Source organism: Dyella sp. AD56, from assembly GCF_002878475.1.
GTDB lineage: Bacteria > Pseudomonadota > Gammaproteobacteria > Xanthomonadales > Rhodanobacteraceae > Dyella.
This window is the reverse complement of the sequence record NZ_NRDP01000001.1, coordinates 166,616-186,529: the sequence shown is the minus strand read 5'-3', so window position 1 is coordinate 186,529 and position 19,914 is coordinate 166,616. Positions and strand designations below refer to the sequence as shown.

Genomic DNA, 19,914 nt, shown 5'->3' with positions numbered 1-19,914 from the left:
TTGTGGTGCAGATGTCAGCCGGCCTGCTTGGTCCACGCGTCACGCAGCGTGACGGTGCGGTTGAAAACAGGCTTGCCGGCGGTGTGATCGATACGGTCGGCGACAAAATAACCCAGGCGCTCGAACTGGAATCGCTGTTCCGGGTCGACGTTCGACGCTGCCGGCTCCAGCCACGCCGTGACGATGCGCTTGGCCTCCGGGTTGATGTGCTCGATCCACGTCTTGCCGTCGGTCTCGTCGTCCGGGTCCGGCACGTTGAACAGGCGGTCGTACACGCGCACTTCGGTGGACACGCCATGCTTGGCGCTGACCCAGTGAATGGTGCCCTTCACTTTGCGATCGGCGCCCGGCATACCCTGGCGCGATTCGAGATCCAGCGAGCAGCGCAGTTCGACGACGTTGCCGTCGGCATCCTTCACCATCTCCTCGCACTTCGCGATGCCGACGCCACGCAGGCGTACTTCGCCTTCGGGTTTGAGACGGTGGAAGCCCTTCGGCGGCACTTCGGCGAAATCCTCGCGCTCGATCCACAGCTCGCGCGAGAACGGCACGCTGCGCGTACCGAAGCTCTCGTCCTTCGGATGATTGGAGAACGTGAGCTGTTCTTCGAGACCTTCCGGCAGGTTGGTGATCACCAGCTTGAGCGGATCGAGCACAGCCATGCGACGCGCGGCGATGGCGTCGAGGTCTTCGCGCACGCAGTTCTCAAGAATCGAGTAATCGATGATGCTGTTCTGCTTGCTCACACCCAGTCGTTCAATGAGCAAGCGCAGGCCACCCGGCGTGAAGCCACGGCGACGCAGGCCGCGCAGCGTGTTCATGCGCGGATCGTCCCAGCCGTCCACCAGATTCTCGTTCACCAACTGCGCGAGCTTGCGCTTGCTGGTAATCGAGTAGGAGAGGTTGAGGCGCGAGAATTCGATCTGTCGCGGCTTGGCCGGTTCCGTGCGGAAACCGCCTTCGCGCAGGTGCGTCCACAGCTCCGGATGATTGACCAGGTCGACCTTGTCGACGAACCAGTCGTACAGCGGGCGATGGTCTTCGAATTCCAGCGTGCACAGCGAGTGCGTGATGCCTTCCAGCGCGTCAGACAAGCAGTGCGCGTAGTCGTACATCGGATAGATCGGCCAGGCGTCGCCGGTGTTCTGATGGGTCACCTTGCGGATGCGATAGATGGCCGGGTCGCGCATGTTCATGTTGCCCGACGTCATGTCGATCTTCGCGCGCAGCGTCTTGGCGCCGTCAGCGAATTCGCCCGCGCGCATGCGCTGGAACAGATCGAGGTTTTCCTCCACGCTGCGATCGCGGAACGGCGAGTTGCGGCCGGCCTCAGTGAGGGTGCCGCGATAGGCGCGCATGTCTTCCGGGCTCAGATCGTCCACGTAGGCCACGCCATCCTTGATGAGCTTGACGGCGGCGTCGTAGAACACCTCGAAATAGTCGGAGGCGTGGCGCAGGTCGTGCCACTCGTAACCGAGCCAGCGCACGTCGTCCTTGATGCCCTCGACGAACTCCGGGTCTTCCTTGCCGGGATTGGTGTCGTCCAGGCGCAGATTGCACCAGCCGGTGAACTCGCGGGCGATGCCGAAGTTCAGGCAGATCGCCTTGGCGTGGCCAATGTGCAGGTAGCCGTTGGGCTCGGGCGGGAAGCGCGTGCGGATGGCGTGATGCTTACCGGCAGCCAGGTCCTCGCGGATGATCTGGCGGATGAAATCCCTTTGAACATCGGCGCGTTGTCCGTCGGCCTGCGGGGCAGCGGGCGAGGCGATGGGTTCAACGGCGGCGTTTTCGGTAGACATCGGAGCTAGGCTCGTGCGCGGTAGTGGAAACAGGTGAGTTTACCCTTTCCTTAGGTGGGGGTGTCCCGTCGACTTTTCAGTTGTCTGATCGGGCAGGAACTGGACGGCAAATGGCTGCGAACGGCTGTCTTCACCCCGCCAACACACCTCAAACAAGAACTTGCCCATGTGCCTCCGTGGAGCTAGCTTGAGCCCATGCGCATCGCCTACCGAGCCGAAAGCCTGATCGACGCCCATCTGGTGAAGGATGCGCTGGAGCGCGCTGAGATCCCGGCCTTCGTCTCAGGCGAGTATCTGACCGGGGCCGTGGGGCAACTGCCCGCCCTGGACTACGTTGCCGTGTTGGTTCCGGAGTCCAGCCTGGCTGCGGCGGAGCAGGTCGTGCGCGAGGTCGAGCAGGACCTCCGGGAGGCCCGGCTGGCGCTCAACGATCCCGACGAAGATCCCGACGCGCTGCAACCGGCCTTTTGCTGAGCAACGTCGCCCGGTAGCCATCCCCCTGCATGGATCCACGCCTGTCGCCGGTACGTCCGGGGATGCGCGTTATCCTGCCGTATTGTCCTCGACTTATCGGAGCACCGACTTTGGACGCCTCACTGCAACCGATTGCCTCGCTTATCCGCGCCGTTCCGGATTTCCCTAAGCCGGGGGTGATGTTTCGCGACATCACGCCTTTGCTGGCCGATGCGGGCGGTTTCGCGCGATGCATCGACGCGCTGGCCGAGCCTTGGCAGGGTAGTGGGGTGCAGGCCGTGTGTGGCATCGAATCGCGCGGGTTCATCTTTGGCGCTGCGCTGGCGCAGAAGCTGCACGCCGGCTTTGTTCCATTACGCAAACCCAACAAGCTCCCGCCACCGGTCGTGTCGGTGGATTACCAGCTCGAATACGGCATGGATCGCCTGGAAGCGCGCAATGACGCGTTGCGCCCCGGTGAAAGGGTATTGATCGTCGATGACGTACTGGCGACAGGCGGAACGCTCGCCGCCGCGCGCGCTCTGGTGCTCAAACTGGGCGCGCAGTTGGTGGGCGCGAGCGTGGTGATTGAGCTGGCCGAACTGCAGGGGCGCGAACGCTGGCAGCAGGACAGTACACCGCTGCACGCCTTGCTGCGTTACTAACGCAAGAGGCTCCACGCCTCGTTGATTTGCTCGCGGGCCGCCATCGCGGGCAAGTCGAACCGCCACGGGGGTCGCATGCTCGGTACAGGCACCTTCAAGCAACGGATGCCGCAGCACGCCGATGCCTTGCCCAGCCGTGCCCAGTCCATCGTGCCCTCCGCGTCGCATCATGTGCTGCACACATCGTTGCAGCCCGAGGCCTTTCCGGGTGCATACGTGCTTGTCGTCGGCATGGGGTGCTTCTGGGGTGCGGAGCGCCGGTTCTGGACCGTCCCCGGCGTGTTGAGCACGTCAGCCGGTTATGCGGGTGGCTATACCGCCCATCCTACTTACGACGACGTGTGCTCGGGGCGAACCGGGCACGCCGAGGTGGTGCGTGTGGTGTACGACCCACATAACGTCGATCGCGACGCCTTGCTACGCGTGTTCTGGGAAAACCACGACCCCACGCAAGGCATGCGCCAGGGCAGAGACGTGGGCACGCCCTTCCGTTCCGTTATTTATGTCTGCGACGTGCGGGAGTTGGCCGAGGCCGAAGCGTCGGCACAGCGCTTTCAGAGAGAGTTGGCGCGTGCCGGTTACGGCCTGATCACCACGGAAATCGCACTAACCGGCCCGTTCTATTTTGCCGAAGATCAGCATCAGCAGTATCTATCCAAGCACCCGGAGGGTGACTGCGGGCTGGGCGGTACCGGCGTGACGTATCCCAGGCTCTAGGCGATGGCGGCGGGCACCTGTCGTGTCACTGCGCAGGTTCCACGCTTTCCACGTAAACCAGCTCACAGGCGCCATCGCCGGTGTCGTCGCGCGTCATCGACGTGCGCCAGCGCCAGCCGCCGGGCCGGCTGGCATCGACCAGAAAGCCCTCCAGGTGGATGACTTCACCGGAGCGCACGCGCTCCAGCTCGCGACGCGCGGTGTCGTCGGCGGGAATCATGTGCATGTTGGCGCTCGACTGCTCGATCTCGCGTCGGGGAATGGGAAAGTGATCCACGTGCCAGTGATAGAACCGGTTCTCCTGGCTGATCTGCACTTGCGATAGCACCGCGCTGTCGGACATACGCCCCCAGCCCAGCGCCAGATCAAGCGGAGCAAGTGAAGCACCGGCGTCGAAGTGGTAATCCTCGCGAGACAGTACGCGCGCGGTGAGCTCGAAACGGGCGCGCGTGACCAGCGTGATGTCGCCGCGTTGGAGAGTGGTGCCTTCATCCAGGTCGACCTGTGTGGGCGCGTCTGGCGCGAGCACACCGGGACCATGCGCGATCGGGCGGTGGTGCCACCAGTGCACGCCGCCCAGCAGGGCGATCAGCAGTAACCCGATCAGGACAGCGCGCTGCATGGACGCGTCAGCGCCCCGATGAGCGTGCAGGTTTGGCGTCGGTGATATTCGGCTGCAGCAGGCCGGCGGGCAAGTCGCGGATCACCTCCGCAAAACGCTGCAGGAACGTCCCCATCGACGAGCTCTTGCGCCAGGCCAGGGCGATACGGCGGCTGGGCGGATGGCCCGCGAATTCCAGCAGGTGCACGTTGTCCGTACGGGCCACCGGCGGCTTGATGGCGAGTGTCGGCAAGAGCGTAATGCCCACGTTCGCGGCCACCATCTGGCGCAACGTTTCCAGGCTGGTGGCGCGAAAGCCCGAGCGCTCGCCTGCGCCGGCAAGCTGGCAGACTTCCAGCGCCTGGTCACGCATGCAATGGCCGTCTTCGAGCAACAGCAGGCTCTCGTCTTCCAAGTCGTCGAGCTTCAGCCGCTTCTGCTTGTGCGCGAGAGGGTGATTCTCCGGCACGGCAAGCACGAAGGGCTCTTCGAACAGGAATTCCGTGTGCAGACTTTCTTCGTGCAGCGGCAGTGCGAGGATGCCCACGTCCAACGAACCTTCGCGCAGCAGGCGGATGACCTGTTCGGTCTTTTCTTCGACCAACAGCAGCTCGAGCCTCGGGAACTGCTTGCGGACCTGCGGCACCAGATGCGGCAACAGGTAAGGCCCCAGCGTAGGGAAAATCCCCAGGCGCAACGTGCCCGATTCCGGATCGCGCGTGCGTTGCGCAATCGCCTTGATCTCTTCGATCTCCGACAACACGCCGCGAGCGCGGCGGGCGATCTCGCGTCCCGTTTCCGTCAGCAGCACCTTGCGCGGCGTGCGTTCGACCAGCGCCACGCCCAGTTCGTCTTCCAGCTTCTTGATCTGGGTGGACAACGTAGGCTGGCTGACGAAGCTCGCTTCGGCTGCGCGGCCGAAATGGCGGTGTTCGGCCAGAGCCACGAGGTAGTGCAGGTCGCGCAGGTTCATGGGTGGAACCTTCCATCAGATTGATAGTTGATGCCTATCATCATGGGGCTATTCATCGATCAGGGCAATGTAAAGCGATTGGCGTGCTCAGCCGGGTCGCAAAAGGGCGCGCTCATGCCTTCTGGCACTGTGTCCAAAGTCATGGCTGCACCTAGCGTGGAGGTTTGTCTTTCCCCAGGGGAGCTCCCTCGCATGCGTCGTTTCGTCCGCCCACTCGTTCTCACCGCGCTGGCCGCCTGCTGTGGCGCCGCCCTGGCCGCTCCCGCCGCCGATGATCAGCCCCACGGCCGGTTGCCGGCTTGGGCGCAGCCCGAGTCCTATCAGCTCGACTTCAAAGTCGATCCGCGCCAGCAGGATTTCTCCGGCACCACCGTCATCAAGGTCAAGCTGACGCAGGCGTCGGATCATCTGTGGCTGCATGGGCGCGAGCTGAAGATCGGCAAGGTCACCGTGACCGATGCAGGCGGTAAGGCGCACGCGGCGAAGTACGTGGAAGTGGCCCCGCAGGAAGGCGTGGTGCGCATCGATTTCGGCAGCACGCTCAAGCCGCAGGAGCTGACGCTCGCCTTTGACTACACCGCGCCGCTCAACCAGCAGTTGCAGGGTTTGTACAAGGTCAGCCACGAGGGCCAGCCCTACGCGATGACGCAGATGGAACCCATCAGCGCGCGCTTCGCCTTTCCCGGCTTCGACGAGCCCGGCTTCAAGACGCCGTTCGACATCCGCCTGACCATTCCCGACGACGAAGTGGGCGTGGCCAACACCAAGCAGGTGAAGGAAGAAGCCGCCGGTAAGGGCTGGAAGAAGCTCACCTTCTCCACCACCAAGCCGCTGCCGACCTACCTTGTCGCCTTTGGCGTGGGTCCGTGGGACGTGGTGAAGGGCCCCGACATTTCGCCGACCGCGGACCGCACCGATACGCTGGAATTGCGTGGTATCGCTGCCAAGGGCGAAGGCCATCGCATGCAGCACGTGCTGGGTGAAACGCCGAGCATCATCCACACGCTGGAGGACTATTACGGCTTCGGTTATCCGTGGGACAAGCTCGACCTGCTCGCCGCACCGGATTTCTCTGCAGGCGCGATGGAAAACCCCGGCCTGGTCACCTTCCGCGACTGGCTGCTGTTGATCGATCCGGACTCCTCGGCCAGCTACGTGCGCGGTTCGTTCAACGTCACTGCACATGAGCTGGCGCACCAGTGGACGGGCGATACCGTCACGCTCGCCTGGTGGGACGACCTGTGGCTCAACGAAGCCTTCGCCACCTGGATGCAGCAGAAGGTGACGCAGAAGGTGCATCCGGAATACCGCGCTGACCTCGACCGCGTGCGCGGTGCGCAGGGTGCGATGAACGGCGACAGCCTGGTTACCACGCGCAAAATCCGTCAGCCGATCACCGGCAACGGTGACATCGAAACCGCGTTCGACGGCATCACCTATCAGAAGGGCGCCGCAGTGCTCGGCATGTTCGAAGGCTACGTGGGTGAAGCCACGTTCCAGAAGGGCATGCGCGCGTACATCCAGGATCACAAGTTTGGCAACGCCACCGCTGATGACCTGATCGACGCCATCGCGAAAGCCGCCGACAAGGGCGACGACTTCAAGCAGGCCTTCAAGAGCTTCCTCAACCAGCCGGGCGTGCCCTACGTGCAGACCGAGCTGAGCCAGGACGGTGGCAAGACCGTGCTCAAGCTCAGCCAGAGTCGCTACCTGCCAGTGGGCAGCAAGGGCGATACGAGCCAGGTATGGGGTGTGCCGATGTGCGTGCGTTACGGCACGGCCAACGGCAGCAAGGTGAGCTGCGAGCTGCTCGACAAGGCCACCGGTTCCATGGTGCTCACGGACGCGAGCAAGGGCACGTGGGTGCTGCCCAACGCCAATGGCAGCGGCTACTACCGCTTCGCCATGGCGAAGAGCGACCTCACCAACCTCGGCAAGCAGATCGGCAAGCTCGACGATGCCGAACAGCTCGCCTACGCCGACGCTGTCTACGCCAGCTTCAAGCACGGTGACCTGGATGCGGGCGACATGCTTGTCGCGCTCAAGCCGCTGACGGCGTCCAAGACGCGCGAAGTGGCTGTCGCGCCGCTGGGCAGCTTCAACTGGATCTACCGCAACCTTGCACAGACCGATGCGCAGCGCGCCAAGCTCACCGCATGGGCCAAGGCCGCCTACCTGCCGCGCATGACCCAGCTCGGCTATCACCGCAAGGCGAACGAGGCGGACAGCGACTCCCTGCTGCGCAACACCCTCGCCGACGAACTCGCGTTGGTGGTCAAGCTGCCGGAAGTGCGCGCCGAACTGCTCAAGCAGGGTGACGCCGCACTGAAGCGCAAGGCCGATGGCCGCCTCGACCTCGCCGCCGCCGACCCTGACCTGATCGGCAGCGCGCTTGCCGTGGCCGTGCAGGAGCGTGGTAAGCCGGCGGTGGACGCACTCATCGCCGAACTGCCGCAGACCAGCGACCCGGCGCAGCGCAACGCCATCCTCGACGGTCTCTCGGAAGCGAACGATCCGGCGCTGACTCTGCAGGTGCGCAACTTCGCCCTCGACAAGAAGGTGAAGGTGGGTGAGATGGGCATGCTGCTGCGCGGCGGCCGCGATACCCGCACCGAACGCGATGCGGCATGGCAGTGGGCTACCACCAACTACGACAAGATCGTGGATCGCACCGGCAGCTTCTCCGGCGGCAGGCTTCCCGATCTCGTCGGCGGTGGCGGTTGCTCGCAGGACGAAGCCGACCGCCTGCAGGCCTTCTTCAAGGACCGCGCCAAGCAGGTGAGCGGCGCCGAGCGTGGTCTCGCGCAGGCAAGCGAAACCACCGTGCTCTGCCACGCGCTAGTACAGAAGCAGGACGCCGCAGCGATCCTGCGTTGAGTTAAGGGCTCCTCAAAGGCAGTGGAACCCCCGGCCGGCGACGCAAGTCGCCCGGTTTTTTTATGGATTGGACGTCGTCAGGTCAGGCGTCGTCCGCCACCTTCAACACCAGCTTGCCGGTGTGGCTGCCGTCGAACAGGCGGTTGAGCACGAGTGGTGCGTTTTCCAGGCCATCCGCCACGGTTTCGCCGGCTTTCACCTTGCCGCTTATGACCCAGCCGACCAGATCCTGCACGGCGCGTGCCTGGTCCTTGTAGTCGAAGGCGAGGAAGCCGCGCACGGTGAGGCGCTTGACGATGATCACGCCGTAATCGTCGGAAGACTTGCTGCCGCTCGCATAGTTGGCGATGAGTCCGCACAGCGCGACGCGCCCGCCATTGACCATGCGTGACAACACTGCACGCATCACGGGGCCGCCGACATTCTCGAAGTTCACGTGTACGCCATCGGGTGTCGCTTCGGCGAGTTTCTGCTTGAAGTCGTCGGCCTTGTAATCGACGGCGGCATCGAAGCCGAGATCATCGACCAGATGGCGACACTTCTCTGCACCGCCTGCGATGCCCACGACGCGCGCGCCGCGCAGCTTGCCGATCTGCCCCGCGATGGAGCCCACCGAACCGGCGGCTGCCGACACGACGAGTGTTTCACCGGCTTCGACGGGGGCAATCTCGGTGAGGCCGTAATACGCCGTGATGCCACTGAAACCGCAGGCGCCCAGCAGCGTGGGCAGCGCGACGGGCGGCTTGGGTGGCAGCTTCACCCAGTAACCCATCTTCTTCTCGTCAATCAGGGCGTAGTCCTGCCAACCCACCAGACCTTGCACGAGATCACCCACCGCATAGTGCGTCGACTTCGACGCCACCACACGGCCGATGCCTATGCCACGCATCACTTCACCAATGGCGACGGGCGGCATGTACTGCGGTATATCGCTCATCCACACTCGATTGGTGGGATCCATGGAGATGTACAGCACGCGCACCAGCGCCTGGCCGTCAGCCAGTTCGGCTACGGGTGTTTCGCGCAGGTCGAAGTTATCCAGACTGACAAGCCCTTCTGGGCGTGTTTTCAGCAGCAGTTGGCGATTCATGACGCTCATGGTGTTCTCCGGATCAGACGGCGCGCGCGCCGCCGTCAATGACGAGTTCCGCCGCGGTGACGAAGCGGCTTTCATCGGAAGCAAGATAGAGCACGGCGTAGGCGATATCTTCCGGGTCGCCCAAGCGGTGCATGGGAATGCCGCGTGTGAGTTTCTTCGTGGCCTCTTCTTCGCCCAGCTTGTCGAAGAACGGCTTGACGATGCCGGTGCGGATAAAGGCGGGATGGATCGAGTTACAACGCACGTCGATCCGCTGCCGCGTGCAGTCCATCGCTACCGATTTGCTCAGGCTCGCGACGGCGGCTTTCGAGGTGTTGTACGCGGTGTAGTCCGGATCGATCTTGAACGCGGCGAGCGACGAGATATTCACGATGGAGGCGGGCTGGGCGTCGCGCAGATAGGGCAGGGCGTGTTTGCAACCCAGCATCACGCTGTCCACGTTGACGGCCATCACACGGTGCCATTCCTTCAGCTCGATGCGCTCCACACCGCCGAGCGAGCCGATACCCGCGTTGTTGACCAGCACGGACAGGCCATCCATCGCTTTCGCCGCATCGGCCAGCGTGCGCTGCCAGGTGGCCTCGTCACTTACATCCTGCACGGCAGACCACGCCACCGTGGCGCCGTTCTCGCGGTTGATTTCAGCGGCGACGGCAGCCGCGCCATCGCCGTCGATATCGGTGAGGAACACCTTGGCGCCATGGCGCGCAAGCATGCGGGCCGATGCAGCGCCGAGGCCGCCCGCAGCGCCGGTGACGAATGCGCGCTTGCCGGCGACGCGTGGAGCAAGAGTTGACGTCATGCCGTGTTCTCCGGGATCAGACACTGAGATAGCCGCCATCGGCGTTCAAGATCGCGCCGGTGGTGTACGACGCGGCGTCGGATGCCAGATACAGCACTGCGCCCGCCATTTCCGACGGTTGGGCCACGCGGCGCATCGGCACGTGTGCCAGCGCCTGCTTGAGGATCGCCGGCGTGTTCACCAGCACCGAGGCGAACTTGGTATCGGTCAGGCCAGGAAGCAGTGCGTTGCAACGCACGCCTTGTTCGGCGCATTCAACGGCAAACGCCTTGGTCATGGAGATCACGGCGGCCTTGGTGATCGAGTAGATGCCTTGCTGGAACCCCGGCACCACGCCGTTCACCGATGCCACGTTGACGATGGAGCCACCACCGCTTTTCGCCATGAGCTTCGCGCCATAGGAGGACATGTAGAAGTAGCCGCGGATGTTCACATCGACTGTCTTCTGGAATATCGAGGGTTCCGTGTCGGTGATGTGCCCGAAGTACGGATTGGTGGCCGCGTTGTTGACCAGGATGTCGAGGCGGCCATGCTTGCCTTCCACCTGTGCATAGAGCGATTCGATCTGTTCCATCTCGCCAATATGGCAGGCGATGGCTTCAGCTGAGCCACCCTCGGCAACAATGCCGTCGACCACGGCCTGGCAGTCGGCCTGCTTGCGGCTGGAGACGATGACGTGGGCGCCGTGCGTGGCGAGCAGCTTGGCGATCTCGGCGCCAATGCCACGGCTGGCGCCGGTGACGATGGCGAGCTTGCCGGTAAGGTCGAAAGTGACGGGTTTGCTCATGGATAACAGAGTCCGGTGGAGTGGAAGTTCGGCACGGTCATATGGGCTTCAAGTGGCGGCTTGGGACGCGGGCTTACCGCAACGTCACCAGCTGTTCGTCGCGCACGCGTTCAAGATGTGGCCACGCGTTGTAGGTCATCAGGCTTGGCCCGCGCGAGCCTAGCCGGAGCCGCGTCACGCCCGTGTTCACGAGCGACCAGCTGAGTTCAAACGCCTTCGACGGATGCGCTTGCAGCAGCGCGCTGGCCATCACGGCGATGGGGCCTCCCGAGGTGAACGCCCAGATCGTGTTCGCGTCGCTTTCGGTCAGTTGCCGTAGAGCATCCAGTGAGCGCTGGCGAAAGCTGTCCCAGCTTTGGGTGTAGTCCGCATCGTGTTTGCCGCTGGTCCATCGATCGAGCGCATCGACGAACAGTTGCTGGAAGGAACGGTAGGGATCAGCTTCCTGCTTCATGGCGTCACGTAGGGCGCCGGGTGCTGCGAGTTCGGGCCGCAGACGGGCCAGCAGTTCGAGATGATCGACTTCGTCCAGGCCGGGTAGCACGATGGGTTGTGCGTCCACGCCTGCGGCCCGTAGGCAAGGTAACGCCGTGTCGCGATGACGGACGCGCGGCCCCATGGTGACGAGGTCGGGCTTGGCGCCGCACTCGGCAAACCATTCGCCCAGCAGTGTGGATTGCCGTTCGCCCAGTGGCGACAACTGGTCGTAGTCCTCGGCATGGAAGCTGGCCTGTCCGTGCCGGATCAACAGTAGTTCGCGCATGCATCAGTCCTTGGCGCGCATGAGTCGGCGGCAACGCATGCCCATGTACTTCGCTGCATCACCGAAACCCGCAAACTGCGGGTTAGTGGTCTGTCCCAGCGCGTAGCGGCGATAGATCTGCTGGATGATCACCATCAGGCGGAACAGGCCGAAGACTTCGTAGAAGCGCCAGCACGAGACATCGATGCCAGTGCGTTCGCCGTAGTAATCCACTACCTCGCGACGGGTGAGCATGCCCGCTTCGTGCGTGGGTTGGCGGCGGAATGACTGGAACACCGGATCGTCGTCGGCTTGCACCCAGTAAGCGAGCGAACTGCCCAGATCCATCAATGGATCGCCGATGGTTGCCAGTTCCCAGTCGAGCACACCGACGATATCGAGCGGGTTGTCCGCCGCGAGCACGACGTTGTCGAAGCGGAAGTCGTTGTGGATGACGCAACTGCCGTTGTCGTGTGCTGGCTGCTGGGCGTCGAGCCAGGCGATAACGTCGTCGCAGGGATCTGAGCCTTCCGTTGCGGCCTGCCGCCAGCGTTCGCTCCAGCCGGCGAGCTGTCGAGCGATATAGCCCTCGCCCTTGCCGAAGTCCTTGAGCTCCGGTTGCGTGGCATCGACCTGATGCAGTTCGATCAGTCGGTCGATAAAGCCCAGGCACAACGCGCGAACGCCATCGCGGTCGAGGCCTAACTCGGGCGGTAGGTCGCGGCGCAGGATGGTGCCATTCAATCGCTCCATCACGTAGAAATCCTGCCCGATCACGCTCTCGTCGTCGCAACGCGCGAGGATGGCCGGTACGTAGGGATAGCTGGCCTTGAGGGCGCCCATGATGCGTGCTTCACGCATCATGTCGTGCGCGGACTTTGCCTTGGCACCACGCGGCGGGCGACGCAACACGAGTTCGCGATGGGGGTAGTGCAGGAGATAAGTGAGGTTGGATGCCCCGCCGGGGAACTGCTTCACGGCGGGCGTGCCCTCCAGCCCGGCGATGTGCTGCTTCAGGAAGGCATCAACATGGGCGACATCGAAAGCATCTTCATCGCGCACGGCGCGTGCCTGATCGGGGATAGCCGTCATGCGTGATTCTCCGTGGACAACTGTGCTTTGGCTTCGAGTTTGGCGACCACGGCGCGATGCACTTCGTCAGGACCATCGGCCAGACGCAGCACGCGTGCATAGGCGTAGAGCCGCGCCAGTGGGAAGTCGTCGGTGAGCCCGGCGCCGCCATGGATCTGGATGGCCGCCTCGGCGGCCTGCTGAGCGACGGATGGCACCACGACCTTGATCTGGGAGATCAGGCTGAGCGCGGCCTTGGGGCCGTATTGGTCCAACGTCCAGGCAGTTTTCAGCGTAAGCAGCCGTGCTTGCTCGATGGCCATGCGCAGGTTGGCGACGATGTCGGCGTTGCCGCCTAGCTTGATCAGGGGCTGCCCGAATGCCACGCGCGACTGCGCGCGGTTGCACAGCAACGACAACGCCCGTTCGGCCGCACCCAGTGCGCGCATGCAGTGATGTACGCGCCCAGGCCCCAGTCGCCCCTGCGCGATCTCGAAGCCGCGCCCAGGGCCCAGGATCACGTTGGATGCGGGCAGCCGTACGTTGGCGAAATGCAATTCGCCGTGGCCAGAGGGCTCGTCGTAGTCGTGGAACACCGGAAGCATGCGCTCGATGTGCACACCCGGCGCGTCGAGAGGACAGATCACCATGCTGTGGCGCCGGTGCGGCTCGGCGTCCGGGTCGCTCAGCCCCATGAAGATCACGAAGCGGCAGTGCGGATGACCAAGGCCGGTCGTCCACCACTTGCGGCCGTTCAGCACGATCTCGTCGCCTTCCAGCATGGCGGTTGCCCGCATATTGGTGGCGTCGGAGGAGGCCACCTCAGGCTCCGTCATGGCGAACCCTGAGCGGATGTCGCCACGCAGCAAGGGCTCCAGCCATTGCTCGCGTTGTTGGGCAGAGCCGTAGCGATGCAGCACCTCCATGTTGCCGGTGTCTGGCGCGCTGCAGTTGAACACCTCGGGCGCGATAAACGAATGGCCCATGATTTCCGCGAGCGGCGCGTACTCCACGTTGCTCAGGCCGGGGCCACCTTCCAGATCGGGCAGGAACAGGTTCCACAGACCCGCGTCGCGCGCTCGCGTCTTCAACTGCTCCATCACGGCCGGCTGGCGCCATTGGCGATGATCGGCGCCACCGACGAGTTGCGAGGTGTAGACCGACTCGGCGGGGAGCACCTCCTCGCGCATGAAACGTTCCAGGCGTTCGGCAAGTGCGCGGGTGCGCTCGGAAGGGGCGAAATCCATAGTGGGTCTCCTCGATTCCTATGGAGGGTACGCCTCAGGTATCCGATAATTGAAATGAATATGCTTTATGGGTTGGCATTAACCTGGCTAATGGGTGTGAACCATGGAACGCGACAGTCGCATCGACCTGAATCTGTTCCGCGTCCTGGACGCGATCTACACGCAGGGCGGCGTCAGCGCAGCGGCACGCGTGCTGCACCTGACCCAGCCAGCGGTGACGCATGCCTTGCGTCGCCTGCGCGACCAACTGGGCGATCCATTGTTCGTCCGGCAGGGCAATCGCCTGCTGCCCACGGATAAAGTGCGCGCGATGATGCCCGCGGTGCAGGCGCACCTGAAAGGGTTGCTGGCCAGTACGCATGCGCAGCCCGTATTCGACCCGTCGCAGTTGCAGATGGAATTCGTCATCGGCTTTCGCGACATCCTCGAGTCGATTGCGCTGCCGCGATTGATGGCGAGTATCGGGAGCGAAGCACCAGGCGTGCGTGTGGTGAGCCGGCGCGTGGCGGCCGAAGATGTGGAACGCGACCTGGGCACGGGTGCGCTGGACCTAGCGGTGGATCGCCCCTTGCGCGCAGGCGAACGCATCTCACATCGGCGCCTGCTGGATGAGACGCTGGCGGTGGTGATGCGACGCGACCACCCACTGGCGAATCAACTGCGACGAAGCGACTACCTGGCGGCGCAGCACGTCACCGTGTCGCCGCTGGGTGAGTCGAGCGCGCTGGATACGCTGCTTGGCCAGAACGGTATGTTCCGCGAGGTGCGCATGGTGGCGCAGCACTACTTTTCGGCATGCCAGATCGCTGCCGCCAGCGACTTGCTGCTAACGGTGCCCAAGGCGTACGCCGACCATCTCGCGGTGCTGCTTCCCATTGCGCTACAGCCGTTGCCGGTTCGCATCCGTGCCATTCCCATCCTTGCCTATTGGCACGATTCCAAGGACGACGACCAGCCCCATCGCTGGTTTCGTGAACGTCTCGTCAAGTCGATCACCGGCGCGATGCAATCGACGCCACGATGACTTGCGGGTGCCACGGCAGGGAGCGCAGGATGAGCAGTACGGCGGGGCGCCTTCCCTGCGACCCACGCTGATCTGACTCCAAGACACGCCCGGCGGCTTTCCGCCGGGCGGTCCCCATGACGAGGTGCTCTTGCATGTCCGAGCAGTTGCCAGCCCCTGAGGTCGTCTACGACCCGACGGATCCGATGAACCGCAAGGAGCAGATGTTCCCGCGCCTGGACCCCTCCATGGTCCGGCGTATTGCCGCCTACGGGCAGGAGGAACACGTACCGGCTGGCACGGTGCTGTTCGAGCGCGGCCAGCGCGGCATCGACTTCTTCCTTGTACTGGACGGCATCGTCGAGATCTTCGATGTCGACAAGTACGGTCAGTCCAATGTCTTCACGATGTACTCGTCGCGGCAGTTCAGCGGCGAGATGAACATGTTCAACCGCCGCGCCGTGATGGCGTCCGCGCGTGTGGCCATGGACAGCCACATACTGCGCGTGCACTCGGATGATTTTCGCCGCATGGTGGCCGCGGAAGCGGACATCAGCGAAATCATCATGCGTGCCTTCATCCTGCGGCGCGTGGGTTTGATCCGCGCTGGCTTCGGCGGCGTGGTGCTGGTTGGGCCGGGACACAGTGCCGATACCTTGCGGCTGGAGCGCTTTCTTGTGCGCAACGGTTATCCGCATCGCCTGATCGACACGGAGAGCGAGCCCGAAGCCGACGGCTTTATCGAGTGTTTCCAACTCGCCCACGAGCAGCTTCCCGTGGTGATTTGCCCGGAGCGCTGCTTCCTGCAAAACCCGACCACTGCGGAGCTTGCCGACGAACTGGGAATTACCGAAACCATCGATCCGGATTTTGTCTATGACGTAGTGGTGGCCGGTGCGGGCCCCGCGGGGCTGGCCGCTGCCGTATACGCGGCGTCGGAAGGGCTATCGACCCTCGTGGTGGAAGGCGTAGCACCGGGCGGGCAGGCGGGCACCTCGTCCAGAATCGAGAACTACCTGGGCTTTCCCACGGGCATCTCGGGACAGGCGCTGGCAGGTCGCGCACAGGCGCAGGCACAGAAGTTTGGTGCGCGGCTGGCGATTTCGCGACAGGCATCCGGTATCGACTGTTCGGTGCAGCCGTATCGCATTGCTCTGGACGACGGCCAGAGCGTGCAGGCGCGCGTCGTCATCGTGGCGACGGGGGCGCGGTATCGCAAGCTGGATGTTCCCGGTTATGCACAGTTCGAAGGTGCGGGCATCCACTACGCCTGTACGGCGATGGAGGGCCAGCTATGCAAGGGTGGCGAAGTGGTGGTGGTCGGCGGCGGCAACTCGGCGGGGCAGGCGGCGGTATTTCTGTCGCGCATCGCCTCGCATGTGCATGTGTTGGTCCGATCGTCAGGATTGGCGGCCACCATGTCCGATTACCTTGTGCAGCGCATCCTGCGGTCTTCGTCGATCAGCTTGCATACGCATAGTGAGATCGTCGGGCTCGAAGGAGAGGGGCGCCTGGGCCAGGTGACATGGCAGCAGCGCGACACTGGCGAGCTGACCACGCGCCACGTCAACAACGTCTTCGTGATGATCGGCGCGGAACCGAATACCGATTGGCTGAAGGATTGCCTAGCGCTGGATGACAAAGGCTTCGTACTCACCGGCCGCTGTACTCAGGGTCATTTGCTCGAATCACCTTATGCCACCACCAAGCCCGGCATCTTTGCGGTGGGCGACGTGCGTTCCGGCTCGGTCAAGCGCGTGGCGTCGAGCGTGGGCGAAGGTTCGGTGGTGGTCCAGGCGGTCCATCACTATCTGGTGCCGACGCCGGTTTAAGTGGGTGCCTAAGGACGGCAAGGAGCGTGTCCTTGGCCCTACACTGTGGCTTTCTATCAGCGGAAAGCAGCGATGTCGCTTCAGTCGTTTCCATCGGTTGTCGTTTGCCGTGCAGGGCGCTGCGCGCATGGCTGAAGTGCGTGAGGCCATCCTGGACGCTGCGCGTGTACTGGGCGATCGACTGGAGGCGGAGTTGCTGCTCGTCCACGTTCTGGACAAGCCGCGTAGCTGGTTGATTGCGCATGCCGACGATGTATTGGATGAAGCCCAGTCTTCCGCTTTTTCCGCGCTGGTGGGGCGCCGTCGTGATGGCGAGCCGGTGGCGTATATCACCGGGCATCGTGGCTTCTGGACGCTGGAGCTGGAGGTCACGCCTGCCACGCTGATTCCGCGCCCCGAAACCGAACTGTTAGTAGAGCTCGCGCTGGCGCGGATGACGCCGCGCGCACGCGTCGCGGACCTGGGCACAGGCAGTGGCGCCATCGCGTTGTCCATTGCGCGCGAAAGCCCTGCGGCGAGCGTCGTCGCCACTGACGCGAGTGCCGACGCGCTCGCCGTGGCGCAGCGCAACGGTGAGCGTCATGGCATTCGCAACGTGCGTTTTGTGCAGGGCAATTGGCTCGCGCCATTGGCTGGCGAGCACTTTGAGTTGATCGTATCCAACCCGCCCTACATCGAGGCGGACGATCCTCATTTGGGACAGGGCGATCTTCGCTTTGAGCCGTCGTCTGCGTTGGCGTCCGGTGTGGACGGCCTGGAGGATATTCGCCGCATCGTCGCGCAGGCGCGTGATCATCTGGCGCCGGACGGGTGGTTGTTGATGGAGCATGGCTGGAATCAGGGCGCTGCCGTGCGCGAAATACTTTCGTCAGCGGGCTATCGCGACGTGCTCACTGTGCAGGATCTGGAGCAGCGCGATCGCGTGAGTGGTGGCATCTGGGGTTCGTGACGTCTTTGCGTCTGCTTGAAGTAAAGCCTTCAATCTTGCGACTCGTCATTCCGGCCTACGCCGGAATGACGATGAGGGAAATGAGTGCTCAAGCGAGATTTTGAGCAGGCTCCAAACAAAAACGCCGCGCTGAGCGCGGCGTTTTCATAGAGCTTCAGGATTCTGGCAAATCAGGCCGTGACCTGACTGCGCGTTTGCGTTTCCACCTGCGGAAAACGGGCATGGATGGCGCTGCGAATGCTGGGCAGGTCCAGACCGGCCATGGTGAGCACTTGCTCGCGGCTGCCGTGCTCCAGGTATACGTCCGGCAGGCCCAGGTGCAGGATCGGCTTGACGATGCCGTGCGCAGCCAGGCACTCCGCCACACCACTGCCCGCACCGCCGGCGACAGCGTTGTCTTCCAGCGTGACGAACGCATCGTGTGTGCGCGCCAGCTCGAGGATCATCGCCTCGTCCAGCGGCTTCACGAAGCGCATGTTTACCAGCGTGGCATCCATCTCGGCGGCGATTTCCGCAGCCGGGGCGAGCATGGCGCCGAAGCTCAGCAGAGCGAGGCCATGGCCGCGACGGCGCAGCTCGGCCTTGCCGATGGGCAGCGTTTCCAGCTCTTGCTGTAGCGGCACACCGGGGCCGGTACCGCGCGGATAGCGGATGGCTGCCGGGCCAGGATGCTCGAAGCCTGTGGTGAGCATCATGCGGCACTCGTTCTCGTCCGACGGCGCCATGATCACCATGTTCGGCAGGCAGCGCAGGTAGGTGAGGTCGAAGCTGCCGGAGTGCGTCGCACCGTCCGGGCCGACCACGCCAGCGCGGTCGATGGCGAACGTCACGTCCAGGTTCTGGATCGATACGTCGTGGATGGCCTGGTCAAAGGCACGCTGCAGGAAGGTGGAATAGATCGCCACTACCGGCTTGGCACCTTCGCAGGCCATGCCGGCGGCCAGCGTCACCGCGTGCTGCTCGGCAATCGCCACGTCGAAGTAGCGTTGCGGGTATTCCTTGGAGAAGCGCACCAGGCCCGAGCCTTCGCGCATCGCCGGGGTGATGCCCAGCAGGCGCTCGTCGGCGGCAGCCTGGTCGCACAGCCAGTCGCTGAAAATGTCGGTATAGGTCGGCTTGGACGGGCCGGACTTTTTCGTCAGGCCGGCCTGCGGATCGAACGGACCGACGGCGTGGTATTCGATCTGCGCTTGCTCGGCGGGCGCGTAACCCTTGCCCTTGGTGGTGATCACGTGCAGCAGTTGCGGGCCGGGCAGGCCCTTCACCGTACGCAGCGCCGCGAGCAATTGCGGGATGTTGTGGCCGTCGATCGGGCCGGTGTAGTGGAAGCCCAGTTCCTCGAACAGCGTGCTGGGCACGATCATGCCCTTGGCATGTTCCTCCCAGCGCTTGAAGAAGCGGCCAAAGAACGATTGCCGGGGAATCGCCTTTTTCGCGCGCTCGCGCAGCGCGTTGAGGCGACGGCTGGACATGGCGCGTGCGGCCATCTTGGTCAGCGCGCCGACGTTCTCGCTGATCGACATGCCGTTGTCGTTGAACACGACCAGCATGTCCGGTTCTACGTCGCCGCCGTGGTTGAGCGCTTCGAAGGCCATGCCGGCGGTCATCGCGCCATCGCCGATCACGGCGACAACCTTGCGGTGGTCGCCCTTGCGTTGCGCAGCGATGGCCATGCCGAGCGCGGCCGAGATCGAGGTGGACGAGTGGCCCACGCCGAACGTGTCGTACTCGCTTTCCTCACGACGCGGAAACGGTGCCAGGCCGTCCTTTTTCTTGATCGTCGTGATGCGGTCACGGCGACCGGTGAGAATCTTGTGCGGGTAGCACTGGTGGCCCACGTCCCACACCAGGCGGTCGTGCGGCGTATCGAATACGTGGTGCAAGGCCACCGTCAGTTCCACCACGCCCAGCCCGGCGCCGAAATGGCCGCCAGAACTGGCAACGGCTTCAATCAGGTACTGGCGCAGCTCTTCGGCGACGGCTGGTAGGTCGTCGTCGGCAACTTTGCGCAGGTCGGCTGGCGTCTCGATGGGCGCCAGATGGGGGTAGCGGGACAGGTCGTTCATTTGCGTATTGTTGGCCCTGTCAGGAGGCGGAGCAAGGGCGGCCGGATGAAAACTTGCGGACCCGTTCGTGCCGTGGCGCCGACATGGTTGTGGGAGTGCTACATCACGATGGTTCAGCCAGGGCCCTCACGCAAGTGAAGGCAAGGCTTTTGTCTACTTGCAGCTCAGGTGGATTGCCGCTCGCCTGCCGATGGACGGGGCGGCTGCGGTATCGGTGAGTATCGTCGCGCG

At 63.8% G+C, this 19,914-nt stretch carries 17 protein-coding genes; 7 read left to right on the top strand and 10 right to left on the bottom strand.

Annotated features, from left to right (window positions below; translation table 11 throughout):
* Nucleotides 1–14: 14 nt before the first annotated feature.
* Nucleotides 15–1,799 (bottom strand): glutamine--tRNA ligase/YqeY domain fusion protein, encoded by a 1,785-nt coding sequence (locus tag DyAD56_RS00810; RefSeq protein WP_102300834.1) that lies wholly within the window; start codon nucleotides 1,797–1,799, stop codon nucleotides 15–17.
* A 195-nt stretch (nucleotides 1,800–1,994) separates the two neighbouring features.
* On the opposite strand from DyAD56_RS00810, the gene DyAD56_RS00805 reads away from it, so the two are divergent.
* The 3 genes from DyAD56_RS00805 (at nucleotide 1,995) to msrA (ending at nucleotide 3,634) form a co-directional block, all read left to right on the top strand.
* Nucleotides 1,995–2,273, top strand: coding sequence for a DUF2007 domain-containing protein (locus tag DyAD56_RS00805; protein WP_102300833.1), 279 nt, complete (start codon nucleotides 1,995–1,997; stop codon nucleotides 2,271–2,273).
* A 122-nt stretch (nucleotides 2,274–2,395) separates the two neighbouring features.
* Complete coding sequence (locus DyAD56_RS00800; protein ID WP_102301089.1) at nucleotides 2,396–2,917, top strand: adenine phosphoribosyltransferase; 522 nt, start codon at nucleotides 2,396–2,398, stop codon at nucleotides 2,915–2,917.
* A 75-nt stretch (nucleotides 2,918–2,992) separates the two neighbouring features.
* Nucleotides 2,993–3,634 (top strand): peptide-methionine (S)-S-oxide reductase MsrA, encoded by a 642-nt coding sequence (gene msrA, locus DyAD56_RS00795; RefSeq protein ID WP_199178850.1) that lies wholly within the window; start codon nucleotides 2,993–2,995, stop codon nucleotides 3,632–3,634.
* 25 nt (nucleotides 3,635–3,659) lie between these two features.
* On the opposite strand, the gene DyAD56_RS00790 is transcribed toward msrA, so the two are convergent.
* Both DyAD56_RS00790 and oxyR read right to left on the bottom strand, forming a co-directional pair.
* Nucleotides 3,660–4,256 (bottom strand): hypothetical protein, encoded by a 597-nt coding sequence (locus tag DyAD56_RS00790; protein WP_102300832.1) that lies wholly within the window; start codon nucleotides 4,254–4,256, stop codon nucleotides 3,660–3,662.
* Nucleotides 4,257–4,263: 7 nt separating this feature from the next.
* The gene (oxyR, locus tag DyAD56_RS00785) at nucleotides 4,264–5,208 is read right to left on the bottom strand and encodes a DNA-binding transcriptional regulator OxyR (protein WP_102300831.1); all 945 of its coding nucleotides are present in this window, start codon (nucleotides 5,206–5,208) and stop codon (nucleotides 4,264–4,266) included.
* 192 nt (nucleotides 5,209–5,400) lie between these two features.
* Between oxyR and DyAD56_RS00780 the strand changes: the two genes are divergently transcribed.
* Entirely contained in the window at nucleotides 5,401–8,085 is a 2,685-nt protein-coding gene (locus DyAD56_RS00780; protein ID WP_102300830.1) for a M1 family metallopeptidase, read from the top strand.
* 82 nt (nucleotides 8,086–8,167) lie between these two features.
* Here DyAD56_RS00780 and DyAD56_RS00775 read toward each other — a convergent pair whose 3' ends face one another.
* The 6 genes from DyAD56_RS00775 to DyAD56_RS00750 all read right to left on the bottom strand — a co-directional run bounded on the left by DyAD56_RS00775 (nucleotide 8,168) and on the right by DyAD56_RS00750 (nucleotide 13,833).
* Nucleotides 8,168–9,184 carry an NADP-dependent oxidoreductase gene (locus DyAD56_RS00775; RefSeq protein ID WP_102301087.1) on the bottom strand — a complete coding sequence of 339 codons (1,017 nt, stop codon included), beginning with the start codon at nucleotides 9,182–9,184 and terminating at the stop codon, nucleotides 8,168–8,170.
* 13 nt (nucleotides 9,185–9,197) lie between these two features.
* Nucleotides 9,198–9,986, bottom strand: coding sequence for an SDR family oxidoreductase (locus DyAD56_RS00770; RefSeq protein WP_102300829.1), 789 nt, complete (start codon nucleotides 9,984–9,986; stop codon nucleotides 9,198–9,200).
* Between the two features lie 16 nt (nucleotides 9,987–10,002).
* Nucleotides 10,003–10,773, bottom strand: coding sequence for an SDR family oxidoreductase (locus DyAD56_RS00765; protein WP_102300828.1), 771 nt, complete (start codon nucleotides 10,771–10,773; stop codon nucleotides 10,003–10,005).
* Between the two features lie 73 nt (nucleotides 10,774–10,846).
* Nucleotides 10,847–11,536 carry a histidine phosphatase family protein gene (locus DyAD56_RS00760; RefSeq protein ID WP_102300827.1) on the bottom strand — a complete coding sequence of 230 codons (690 nt, stop codon included), beginning with the start codon at nucleotides 11,534–11,536 and terminating at the stop codon, nucleotides 10,847–10,849.
* Nucleotides 11,537–11,539: 3 nt separating this feature from the next.
* Nucleotides 11,540–12,607, bottom strand: a complete 1,068-nt coding sequence (locus DyAD56_RS00755) for a phosphotransferase family protein (protein ID WP_102300826.1) — start codon at nucleotides 12,605–12,607, stop codon at nucleotides 11,540–11,542.
* A complete protein-coding gene (locus tag DyAD56_RS00750; protein ID WP_102300825.1) occupies nucleotides 12,604–13,833 on the bottom strand; it encodes an acyl-CoA dehydrogenase family protein in 1,230 nt (409 codons plus the stop codon). The genes DyAD56_RS00755 and DyAD56_RS00750 overlap by 4 nt, the downstream gene beginning before the upstream one ends.
* Nucleotides 13,834–13,936: 103 nt before the next feature.
* Between DyAD56_RS00750 and DyAD56_RS00745 the strand changes: the two genes are divergently transcribed.
* The 3 genes from DyAD56_RS00745 (at nucleotide 13,937) to prmC (ending at nucleotide 17,617) form a co-directional block, all read left to right on the top strand.
* Nucleotides 13,937–14,857: a LysR family transcriptional regulator gene (locus DyAD56_RS00745; RefSeq protein ID WP_102300824.1), complete on the top strand. Its 921-nt coding sequence runs from the start codon at nucleotides 13,937–13,939 to the stop codon at nucleotides 14,855–14,857.
* Nucleotides 14,858–14,991: 134 nt separating this feature from the next.
* The gene (locus DyAD56_RS00740; protein WP_102300823.1) at nucleotides 14,992–16,668 is read left to right on the top strand and encodes a cyclic nucleotide-binding domain-containing thioredoxin-disulfide reductase; all 1,677 of its coding nucleotides are present in this window, start codon (nucleotides 14,992–14,994) and stop codon (nucleotides 16,666–16,668) included.
* A gap of 127 nt (nucleotides 16,669–16,795) precedes the next feature.
* Nucleotides 16,796–17,617: a peptide chain release factor N(5)-glutamine methyltransferase gene (gene prmC / locus DyAD56_RS00735; protein WP_102301086.1), complete on the top strand. Its 822-nt coding sequence runs from the start codon at nucleotides 16,796–16,798 to the stop codon at nucleotides 17,615–17,617.
* A 170-nt stretch (nucleotides 17,618–17,787) separates the two neighbouring features.
* On the opposite strand, the gene dxs is transcribed toward prmC, so the two are convergent.
* Nucleotides 17,788–19,683, bottom strand: coding sequence for a 1-deoxy-D-xylulose-5-phosphate synthase (gene dxs, locus DyAD56_RS00730; protein WP_102300822.1), 1,896 nt, complete (start codon nucleotides 19,681–19,683; stop codon nucleotides 17,788–17,790).
* Between the last annotated feature and the right edge of the window lie 231 nt (nucleotides 19,684–19,914).